The organism is Carboxydocella sp. ULO1 (genome assembly GCF_002049255.1).
Lineage (GTDB): Bacteria > Bacillota.
This window is the reverse complement of record NZ_BDLQ01000066.1, coordinates 1-1,143: the sequence shown is the minus strand read 5'-3', so window position 1 is coordinate 1,143 and position 1,143 is coordinate 1. Positions and strand designations below refer to the sequence as shown.

The following is a 1,143-nucleotide window of genomic DNA, read 5'->3' as shown; positions in this document are numbered from 1 at the left end:
CGCCGGCAAAGAGGATTGAAGTGCATCCAGTTCATCAGAAATTAGTAGTGCGGGATATGAAAACAGGGCAATTTGTTAACAAGCGCTGAGGCGTAAGCCAAGGCGCTTTTATTGTGCCCGTGAGAAGGGGGTAGCGATGAATAAGTGGCTTCTACTGTTGCTTTAAGGTGTGAATACTGTGGCAAGGAATTTGAAGTAGAGAGGTGGCGGGTAAAAGAAAGGCGGGTAAGGTTTTGTTCTATAGACTGTTGTAATCAGTGGAAACGGGGCAAAAGCTTTGAACGAGAACCCAGCGAAGTACGCAAGTGTGCGTATTGTGGTAAGGAATTTATAGTCTTTGCTAGTAAGCTCCGTCGAGGCTGGGGTAAATACTGTTCGAAGGGATGTAAAGATGCCGATTGCGAAGGCAGATCTAAACTTGGGCGGGGGTACATAGGCGTCTTAAAGCCGGATCATCCTCAGGCTAATTCCTACGGTTATGTTATGGAGCACCGTCTTGTTATGGAAAAAGTGCTAGGCAGGAGACTTTTGCCTAATGAAGTCGTCCACCATAAAAATGGTGATATTACTGATAACCGTCCAGAAAACCTTGAGGTATTGCCATCGCAGTCTGTACATGTAGCTCTTCACAACAGATTGAGACGAAAGGAGGTGAAAAATGATGCCGAAGCGGTTTGAGATAAGCAAGACAGTGAGTAATAAGCCGTGGGGCGATGTAGATAAGACTGCGATTCGCAATATACTGGTTCAAGGCTTAGAAGAAGGCGCAGAGGGCGTTAGGGAAGCTATCCGCGAAGTCTATGCGGTAATACGCGGCGAAAGCTTAGAGGACGCGCCAAGCCAAAACTGGGTTATGCCTCATCATGAGGTCAGGGATGATGGCCAAATTGTAATCAACCGCAATGGCCTAATAGCGGCGGCTGCTGCTTTGGCCGGTGCCCGTGCGGAACCCAGCCTTACACCTCAACAAAAGCGACAAGCAGCAAAGCACTTAGCACGGCACTACCGCGAGCTAGAAATGGAGCTGCCAGAATCGCTTAAAGAAGCTGTCGGAGAAATCTGCGCAGTGCAGGCCATTATCTCCGGCGAGATGCAAGTTAACGACGTGCCGCTTGCGCCATGGGTGGACCTGGAGGCCTTAAA

2 protein-coding genes are annotated in these 1,143 nt (G+C 49.0%); both read left to right on the top strand.

Annotation, left to right across the window (positions count from 1 at the left end):
* Positions 1 to 483 precede the first annotated feature (483 nt).
* Positions 484 to 678: an HNH endonuclease gene (locus ULO1_RS15425; protein WP_376738159.1), complete on the top strand. Its 195-nt coding sequence runs from the start codon at positions 484 to 486 to the stop codon at positions 676 to 678.
* On the top strand, positions 659 to 1,143 hold a 485-nt coding region (locus ULO1_RS09140), incomplete at its 3' end, for a hypothetical protein (RefSeq protein WP_200806955.1). The genes ULO1_RS15425 and ULO1_RS09140, both read left to right, overlap by 20 nt.